This is a genomic window from Photorhabdus sp. P32 (genome assembly GCF_038085095.1).
Lineage (GTDB): Bacteria > Pseudomonadota > Gammaproteobacteria > Enterobacterales > Enterobacteriaceae > Photorhabdus > Photorhabdus luminescens.
In genome coordinates, this window is sequence record NZ_JAZGJN010000279.1 from 65,742 (window position 1) to 75,083 (window position 9,342).

General features: G+C 40.5%; 7 protein-coding genes and 2 pseudogenes. 6 read left to right on the forward strand and 3 right to left on the reverse strand.

Going from position 1 to position 9,342, the window contains the following annotated elements; all coding sequences use genetic code 11:
- Window positions 1–3: 3 nt before the first annotated feature.
- The 4 genes from V2H77_RS16140 (at window position 4) to V2H77_RS16155 (ending at window position 5,706) form a co-directional block, all read left to right on the forward strand.
- Complete coding sequence (locus V2H77_RS16140) at window positions 4–630, forward strand: response regulator transcription factor (protein ID WP_049581583.1); 627 nt, start codon at window positions 4–6, stop codon at window positions 628–630.
- Between the two features lie 3 nt (window positions 631–633).
- Entirely contained in the window at window positions 634–4,245 is a 3,612-nt protein-coding gene (locus V2H77_RS16145; RefSeq protein WP_341499624.1) for a transporter substrate-binding domain-containing protein, read from the forward strand.
- A gap of 285 nt (window positions 4,246–4,530) precedes the next feature.
- Window positions 4,531–4,944 (forward strand): Exc2 family lipoprotein, encoded by a 414-nt coding sequence (locus V2H77_RS16150; RefSeq protein WP_341499625.1) that lies wholly within the window; start codon window positions 4,531–4,533, stop codon window positions 4,942–4,944.
- Between the two features lie 501 nt (window positions 4,945–5,445).
- Entirely contained in the window at window positions 5,446–5,706 is a 261-nt protein-coding gene (locus V2H77_RS16155; protein ID WP_341499626.1) for a KilA-N domain-containing protein, read from the forward strand.
- A gap of 45 nt (window positions 5,707–5,751) precedes the next feature.
- On the opposite strand, the gene V2H77_RS16160 is transcribed toward V2H77_RS16155, so the two are convergent.
- From V2H77_RS16160 to xylA, 3 genes are all read right to left on the reverse strand, one after another.
- Window positions 5,752–6,126 carry a VOC family protein gene (locus V2H77_RS16160; RefSeq protein WP_341499627.1) on the reverse strand — a complete coding sequence of 125 codons (375 nt, stop codon included), beginning with the start codon at window positions 6,124–6,126 and terminating at the stop codon, window positions 5,752–5,754.
- A 312-nt stretch (window positions 6,127–6,438) separates the two neighbouring features.
- The gene (locus V2H77_RS16165; RefSeq protein ID WP_139654836.1) at window positions 6,439–6,630 is read right to left on the reverse strand and encodes a DUF5397 family protein; all 192 of its coding nucleotides are present in this window, start codon (window positions 6,628–6,630) and stop codon (window positions 6,439–6,441) included.
- 192 nt (window positions 6,631–6,822) lie between these two features.
- On the reverse strand, window positions 6,823–8,142 hold the full coding sequence (xylA, locus tag V2H77_RS16170; RefSeq protein WP_341499628.1) for a xylose isomerase: 1,320 nt from the start codon (window positions 8,140–8,142) through the stop codon (window positions 6,823–6,825).
- Window positions 8,143–8,461: 319 nt separating this feature from the next.
- Between xylA and V2H77_RS16175 the strand changes: the two are divergent.
- Both V2H77_RS16175 and V2H77_RS16180 read left to right on the forward strand, forming a co-directional pair.
- Window positions 8,462–9,115: pseudogene (locus tag V2H77_RS16175) on the forward strand (substrate-binding domain-containing protein); the annotation flags it as partial.
- Window positions 9,116–9,173: 58 nt separating this feature from the next.
- Window positions 9,174–9,342: pseudogene (locus V2H77_RS16180) on the forward strand (IS630 family transposase); the annotation flags it as partial.

Genomic DNA, 9,342 nt, shown 5'->3' on the forward strand with positions numbered 1-9,342 from the left:
CTTATGCCCAGACGAGTCATTATTGCCGACGATCATCCGGTATTTTTATTAGGACTACGCACGATACTGTCAACATTGCCGGAAAATTACCAGATTGTGGGGGAAGCTCATGATGTCGCCACGCTTTTCTCTCTACTGGAAGAAAAAGAAACGGATATGCTGATTACAGATTTCATTATGCCGGGTAATAACCAAAGCGACGGTCTGAGGATGATTAGCCGAATACGGGAACAATATCCAAACCTGCCTATTGTGGTCATTACCATGATCAGTGACCGAAAAATCATTGCTTCATTGATTGACTACAGAGTGAAAGCCATTCTGAACAAAAACAGCTTATCCCATGAGCTGGTCAAAGGGTTGTACAGCACAACCGGGCGTTATGAACCGTATTTAAGTGAACAATTTCTCGAATCACCGTGCGAGGAAGTGGTAAAAACACTCACCAGCAAAGAGTTGGAAGTCATTAAATTGTTGGGCCAAGGGTTGAGTGTGAATGATATTGCTGCGCGTTTATACCGTACCAAGCAGACGATCAGCGCACAAAAAATCAGCGCAATGAAAAAACTCGGGTTAGATAATGAAGCCGAACTTTATAATTATTTGCATCAGATTGGACTGGGGCTATAAGCCATGAAGTACTGGCGCAAAGAATGGCGATGGTTTGCCCTATTGGTATTGCTGTTACCGCTATCTGGCTGGAGTCTCAACCTGTTTGAATACCGCAATGCGCAAAAGCTGCCTGCAAATGGACTACCGGTGGAGTTTTATTCAAACATCACGCAAGAATCGCAGGAATTTTTGCCTTTTCCCATCAAAGAACAAGCGGTTCTTCCCTTACGATTTCCAACATTAAAAGTCGGCATTCTCTGTTGTATCGGCGCCCCATTGGTGATTCATCGTTGGGACGGCAAGTTGGAAGGGATTTATGCGGATTATCTGCGCTTGATTGAAACTGAACTAAAAAGGCCAGTGGAGGTACGGCTGTTTGGCAACTGGGAATCCGGTTATAAAGCGTTGCAACGTGGAGATATCCAACTGTTATCGAATTCCGCCTCATCACAATCAGGAAATGGAGCAAATGACACTTACCCGATTCTGGTGCAACCACTTGCCTTAATTATGCGCAAAGAACAAGTGAATATGCCATTTGCCAAAATGAATATTATGGCGGCGCCAGGCAGTGATCCGGATGTGATTAAGCAATTACGTAAACATTACCGCACTATTTCAGTGGCGAAAAATCAGCAAGAGGGGATACAGGCCGTTGTGGATGGTGAAACAGATGCCTATCTGGATGGACAAAGCCAGATTGCCTATTTACTGGCTTTTCGTCCGTTTACCGGATTGACTTACCGCCGGGATATTTCACTCGGGGAACGATATGATTTTCTTGGTCACAGCGGTGATGGCATGGTTGAAGCGGTAAATCTGATTCTGACATCCATTCCTCATGCCATCAGAAATAAAGTTTATGAACGTTGGATTTCTGGACTGGCGTTGGGCAACAATAACGATGCCGCAATCTTTTCAGCTCAGGAAAAAGCCTGGATTAAAAAAAATCCTGTCGTTAATGTGGCACTGAATCGCAATGCGCCACCTTATTCCTTTCTGGATAAAAACGATCAAATCACCGGACTGGATGTGGACATTTTACGTTTACTGGGAGAAAAAAGCGGCATCACCTTTAACTTCATGCCAACAGATGGCGCAATAGGCATTAAAAAACTGTTGGAAAATGGCGCAGCGCAAATGTCCTCCATGCTCAACACGCCCGAACGTAGCCGTTGGCTCTCTTTCAGTCATCCCTATGGTACCGTGGAATGGGTAATGATCACACGCAATGAGCGCAATGCGCCTTATGAGTTTGAACAACTTAAACACCATCGGGTGGCGATTCAGCGCGGCAACGCACTTTTATCACTATTAAAACAGTACCCAGATATTTTTATCATCGAAGTTGATAGCGTGACACAAGGTATTGATATGGTGCTGGCCGGAGCGGCAGATGCCACTTTTGATAGCCTGATCAGTGCTGATTACCTACAAGCAAGCCGCTACGGCGCCAATATTTCTATTCAATTCTTTAAAGGCTCGTTGCAACCGGAACAATACGCCATCATACCGGCCTATCCTCAACTGGTGGACATCTTAAATAAAAGCATTGATGCACTGCCGCCAAATGAACTGCGAGTATTACGGTTGAAGTGGTTATCTATGGCGAATGTCACGCCTTATAACGACAATAAAATCTCTCCTTGGGTGAAACTGTGGGGAGGGGCGTTACTTGTGATTGCGTTAAGTTCAATTTTTTGGGGCAGTTATCTCGCACATCAAATCAGACGACGTAAGACCGCAGAAAGCAACTTACAAGATTTACTGGCTTATTGGGAAACGCTGTTTAATAACATGCCTACGCCAATGTTTGTCTGCGATCCGACGATGTGCATCACAGCGGCTAACCTCTATTTCCGGCATGAAATGGGCACTGTCGGATCTGAAGTGATTGGCCGTAGTCTTTTTTCCCTATGCTTTTTAAAACCGGCCGATGAGCAAGAAATCAGTCTAATTTTTCTACGCTGTTTGGAAGGGGCACCGGTGCATTTCTCTGATCGCAACATTGTTATTCAGGGGCAGGACAAAGATGTTTATTTGTGGCTCGAAAGTTATAGCAATACCGAAGGCGTTGTTCAGGGAATCATTGGCGGTTGGTTTGATGTGACCGAACGTAAATTGCTGGCGCAGGAACTACGCCAGGAACGTGATAAGGCGGAACTCGCCAGCTTGGAGAAATCAGATTTTCTGGCCCACATGAGCCATGAGATCCGCACCCCGCTGCAAGCCATTATCGGTATTCTTGATCTGGAGGTAAAACAGCAAACTCAGCCATCCACGCCATTACATATCGCCTGGCAGGCGGCAATATCTTTGCAGGGAATCATCGGTGATGTACTGGATTTCTCTAAGATAGAATCTGGACGTATGGTGCTGAATCTCAAGTCGGAATCATTGCAAGCGATTCTGGAAAGTTGTGTGGCGACTTTTCGCCATCGAGCAAAAGAAAAAGAATTACTTTTCACCTATCAATTTGATTTTCCGTCTGAGTATTATCATCTACTGGATGCGACACGCGTAACCCAAGTCATCAATAACTTGTTGGGCAATGCCATTAAATTTACCGAACAGGGCAGTGTACAGATCAGCGCCAGCTATCAACCTCTTCCAAAAAGTCAGCAAGATGAAATTACGCTGGTGGTTACTGATACTGGTTGCGGCATCCCGGAAACCATGTATGAAGCGGTTTTGCTGCCCTATGTACAGGTGACGCAAAATAATGGCGGTAAAACCGGTACGGGGTTGGGATTACCTATTTCTGTACAGTTAGTTGAATTAATGGGCGGTAGTTTGAAAATCACGGGTGCGCCCAGTGGCGGCGCACAGGTTACTGTAGTGTTACCGCTTACACGTACTGTTATTGAAAAGCAGGCGATAAGTGAAAAAACCGCAGACACTGAGACGGAAATTCATGAATCTTTGAATATCTTAGTGGTTGATGATCTACCTGCCAATTTACAGGTATTGTCATTACAGTTAGCGCCATCGGGCCATCGTATTGAGCTAGCTGAAAGCGGCGAACAGGCCATGAATCTGGTGGACGAGGGTTATTTCGATATCGTGCTGACAGATTGCCAGATGCCGGTAATGAACGGTTACGAACTGGCCCAATTGCTGAGAAAACATGAGCGATTACGGCAACTACCGCCATTTATTATTCTGGGATGTACCGCGAACGCATTTTCTACCGAACAGACTCGTTGTTTGGAAGCCGGAATGAATGGGGTATTAACCAAGCCATTGGTGCAAAGCAAATTGCTGGCAGAAATTACCCGTTATTACCGGCAAATCAATGACAAAACAACGTTAAAATTCGATGAAATTCAAGCGCTGGCTCAACAAGATGTAGCGGTAGAGCGCCAGTTACTTAGTGCAATACAGCAAGGGATGTTCGAAGACATTGCAGAATTGCAACAGCAGGAAAACCAACAATGCCATGAAAAAGTTGTGCATCACGCTCACCGTATGAAAGGCGCTTTTGCGCTGATGCAATATCAGCAAGGAATACGTGTCTGCCTGCGAATTGAAAAAAGTGAACATTGTGATGTGAAAACAATAGCCGTCTTATTAACTCGTGCGGAATATTTCCAACAGCAAATTAAGCAGAAATTGGGGAAATTGCATAGTTAGAAATCAAATGAAACGACACAGAAAAACCTTAGCTTGAAAATATAAATGCAATTTTTGTCATCGTAGAAATTGGCAAAAACACCATTTTGACGTACATTGCTCTCATATTATCTAACGGGTATACATCTAAGGAAGGTATTTTCTATGAATACAGCCACAGGTTAAATCGGTTCGCTTCAATAAAAAGCTGGCAGATGCCTTCGAAGAACATAATCAACGTGTGACCAATAAACAACCGATAATTATTTAAATCTATTATTAGGACAAAATCATTGAGGATTTTTTATGCATGCTTTATATTTTTTCCCTATTTTCTTATTTTTATCTTCTTGTTCAATAAATCTCCCACCTTATGAACGGGAAGCCCGACATTATGTTTATCGCTCTAATGATGATTTTGACCCTAATTTTGAAACACATGTAAATAATTCTATTAAGCTTATGACGCCATTCTTTGAACAATTTTATCGAGAAGGAGTTAAGGATAGAATGAATAACATCAGTTCACATGAATTTGAGCAAAAAATTAATTATTTTAAGAGTGATAATTTAATTCAAGAAATCGGCATGTCCGAAATATTCATTTCACCCAAAATACACAAAAAAGAAATCAACAATAGTCAAATTTCAAATAAGAAGAAAAAAGCATTAATTAACGGAATCATCAATTCTTACGAGGCCGGTTACTATGGCAAGTAAGAAATATTAACTCATGTAGGACTTCACAATCGAAGTCCTTTAGTTGCTATTTAAAGATATGGGTAAGCAAAATTTCTAGTATTGCGATAAACAACATGCTGCATCTCAGAACACCCTATGCTATTCTTTCATGTGAAATCATAACGTCCCCAAAATGACACATTAAAACTATTATTAGCTATAATGGATAATTATTATAACATTATCAACTGAGTTGATATGAATTGCGTTGCTAATTCACTTAATAGACATAGATTTATATACAGTTTATATTATATCTTTCCATCCGTATTTAGGCTAAAACAAGACTGTCATTTAAACCTTCGTTTAACTGACACATCAAAAGTGAGAAAAAAGGTTTATGGCGCAAAAAATTGATGTTCGGGGTATAAAAGTCTCTGTTTTTTCCGACAAACAAGACTATATACCCAATAGATTTCAAGATGCATCGCGACGGCAAGGGAGCGAATCCCCGGGAACATAGATAACTATGTGACCGGGGTGAGTGAGTGCAGCCAACAAAGAGGCAACTTGAAAGATGACGGGTATATATCGCTATCTGACATCGCTAAGTACAAAGATGGCAACCGCAGTGATTACATTCTGCAAAACTGGATGAGAAACCGCAGTACCATTGAGTTTATCGGTTTGTGGGAACAGCTATATAATCCCGATTTTAATTCCATCGAATTCGATGGAATTAAGCAAGAGGATATGAAGACGGACGTTCTTTTGAACTCACAAAATCTCAGATTCGCCTAGCACACGCTTCCATGAAAAGTAGAAATTGTAGCGGAATCAATACATCTAATCCAAAGGACATACCCGAATAATATGACCATCGGGATCTTCAACGAGGAAAGTACGACCAAAGATTTCAGTATGGGGTTCCTTCACAATCTTGATATCGGGTTTCTTCTGCCATTCTTCAAATAAGCGATCTACATCTTCTCCAGATGGCAACATAATACCGATCTCAGAAAACCGAGGAGTAGAGGCATCTGGCGTTGTTCCGCCTGACCAAATAGCGAATAGCGCTTCACCGCCGGCGGCAAATGCCACATAACGAGGGCTCGAAAACACCGGTTCAGAATTAAAAAGTGTCTTGTAAAAGGCTGTTGAACGTTCAATATCAGATACGTAAACAAGTTGAAGATTAGACTTAGGAGATAATGTCATCATGTAATTCTCATCTAATTTAGATTCAATAAGAGAGTAAAAGCAAATCAATATGTAACATTTGTTACCATATTGCGCTTGTATCATAGTAATATAACTTTAACAGGCTGTATATACATACATATGTAAAGTGATGTGAAAATTCTGGACGATGAAGATGTGTTTAAGAATCTTGTGGAGATAATTTGTATTAGATGAAATTGAAGTATGGAGGCATGAGAGTTGCCTCTTGTGTCTTGGTATTTAAGGATTCGACATCCATATCAAAACCGGTGACTCTCAACCTTTTACCAAAAAGATCTTCCATTCGTACATTCAGGCAGCCTTGGGGTCATTATTAACGTGGGTCAGACGGTATTCGGTTTTTTCACCCGTTTCTACCAGGACGACTTCTATCATCCAATCACCATCCTCTAACGGACGGAGCAATTTTCCTACTTCATATTTTGGCCCAAACACACCAAAGCTTTTTATCGTGCCAACAGGTACAAATGGTGTCGTTATCATGACCGTTCCTCATTATTGAAATCCATTGATAGTGTAGTATTTTGAGAATATTGTTTCAAGAACGACTTTCGGGAATGCTAACCCCTTGATATTGTGTACTGTAAATTGGCAGTATAGAGCTTTCTCATAATTAAGTACTATTTTAGCTAATTTATCTGTTCCCAATACGAAACCTGTTAGCCAATAATTAATTTAACCATAAATATAACGATTAATAAGATTTTCGAGTAATTCCTGTTGTCCACTTCGATGTTTAGGTTCCTGAACCAATATTTCTGCATAGTGTGCTACTTCATCAAGTGTCATTTTTCCTTCAAGAATATTTCTACCTAATTCACTATTCCAACCAGAATAACGTTGAGCGACATATTCATCTAATTTACCGTCTACTAATATTTTCACCGCACTCTTTAATGATAAAGCCATAGTATCAATGGCGCCGATATGTCCATAAAACAGATCATCAATATCAATGCTTTGACGGCGAACTTTTGCATCGAAATTTAAACCACCCGTTGTAAAACCACCGGCTTTTAAGATTTCATACATTACCAGTGAATTTTCCTCGACACTATTTGGAAATTGATCTGTATCCCAGCCAAGTTGAGCATCCCCACGATTCGCATCAATAGAACCAAATATCCCCAATGCAATCGCTGTGGCAACTTCATGTTGAAATGAGTGTCCAGCTAATGTGGCATGGTTAGCTTCAATATTCACCTTAATTTCATTTTCTAAACCAAACTGCTTTAAGAAACCATAAACGGTAGCTACATCATAATCATATTGGTGTTTAGTCGGCTCCTGAGGTTTAGGTTCAACTAATAATGTTCCCTGAAAACCAATTTTATATTTATAATCCACAACCATTTGCATAAAACGGCCGATTTGTTCTCTTTCTTGACGTAAATCTGTATTGAGCAAACTTTCATAGCCTTCACGTCCGCCCCACAGTACATAATTTTCACCACCCAGTTTTTTAGTCATTTGCATCACCTGACATACCTGTGCTGATGCATAAGCGAAAATATTAAGATCTGGATTAGTTGACGCACCAGCAGCATAACGAGGATGAGTAAAACAGTTTGCCGTTCCCCATAACAATTTAACGCCAGTCTCTGCTTGTTTATCTGCAAGAATATCGGACATGACGTCCAAATTATAAATATATTCTTTTAAGCAACAACCTTCAGGGGCAACATCAATATCATGGAAACAATAAAAAGGAATATTGAGCTTGTAGAAAAACTCAAAAGCAACATCAGCTTTAAGCTTAGCCAATTCTAAGGCATCGCCTCCTGTTTGCCAAAAACGCTCAAATGCCCCAGAACCAAACATATCCGTACCATTCCAACAGAAACTGTGCCAATAGCAGACGGCAAAACGCAGATGATCTTTCATCTTTTTGCCTAAAATAATCTCTTCTGGGTTGTAATGACGGAAAGCCAATGGATTATTACTTTGCCGACCTTCGTAACTAATTCTATTTATTCCCTCAAAATATTGCTGCATATCTGCCTCTATCTAATAGGTATATGTGTATATAAAATTTTGTTCATCAATGTCGCTATTTTCAATTGCGTTATTTTATTTCTTCATTAAGATTATTGTTAATTGTGTGATTTATCTCATAATTTATCATTAATTTAACCCTGAAAATAAAAAAATAATTATGATTAAGATTGTATATACCCAATGGATTTCAAGATGCATCGCGACGGCAAAGGAGCGAATCCCCGGGAACATAGATAACTATGTGACCGAGGTGAGTGAGTGCAGCCAACAAAGAGGCAACTTGAAAGATGACGGGTATAAATCAATAAGGAAATAAATGATGAATAGACGATACCATATAACACTATTATTTAACGCCAATAAAGCCTATGATCGTCAGGTGATAGAAGGAATAGGTGAATATTTACAGGCATTTAAATGTAATTGGGATATCTTCATTGAAGAAGATTTCACCGCGAAATTAAATAGTCTAGAAACCTTGCAGAGTGACGGAATTATTGCTGATTTTGATGATATAGAAATTCAACGTTTTTTTAGCCAGTTAGATATTCCTGTTATTGGTGTCGGCGGCTCTTATCACCTGGAAAGTCATTATCCTGCGGCTCATTATATTGCAACAAATAACTTTGCTTTAATAGAAAGTGCATTTAATCATTTAAAAGATAAAGGTATTAAACGCTTCGCATTTTATGGTTTACCCCAGACGAGTGGTAAACGATGGGCAATAGAACGTGAATATGCTTTCCAGCAATTAGTCGAAAAAGAAAAATACCAAGGTGTGGTGTATCAAGGAATGGAGACAACGCCGGAAAACTGGTTTTACGCACAAAATAAATTAAAAGATTGGCTCCAAACTTTATCCCCAAATACCGGCATTATTGCGGTAACGGATGCCAGAGCTCGACATATTTTAGCCGCATGTGAACATCTCAATATCCCTATTCCAGATAAACTCTGTGTTATCGGTATATACCCGTGCTCATTGAAACTGCTTGATTTTCGCCCAAATGAGGTTCATGGTATCCGTCATGAAAATATTCATTACCGATGAACAAAAAGCCGAACTTGAACACCTCCATCACACTTGCCGTGATAAGCGGGAGTGTGATCGCATCAAAGCGGTCCTGCTGGCCTCTGAGGGCTGGAGTTCTGTCATGATCGCTCAGGCCCTGCGCCTGCATGAAATGAACGTTAAAA

Coding starts and splice junctions, on each gene's coding strand:
- V2H77_RS16140 (WP_049581583.1), top strand. CDS start 4: ATGCCCAGACGAGTCATTATTGCCGACGATCATCCGGTATTTTTATTA.
- V2H77_RS16145 (WP_341499624.1), top strand. CDS start 634: ATGAAGTACTGGCGCAAAGAATGGCGATGGTTTGCCCTATTGGTATTG.
- V2H77_RS16150 (WP_341499625.1), top strand. CDS start 4,531: ATGCATGCTTTATATTTTTTCCCTATTTTCTTATTTTTATCTTCTTGT.
- V2H77_RS16160 (WP_341499627.1), bottom strand. CDS start 6,126: ATGATGACATTATCTCCTAAGTCTAATCTTCAACTTGTTTACGTATCT.
- V2H77_RS16165 (WP_139654836.1), bottom strand. CDS start 6,630: ATGATAACGACACCATTTGTACCTGTTGGCACGATAAAAAGCTTTGGT.
- xylA (WP_341499628.1), bottom strand. CDS start 8,142: ATGCAGCAATATTTTGAGGGAATAAATAGAATTAGTTACGAAGGTCGG.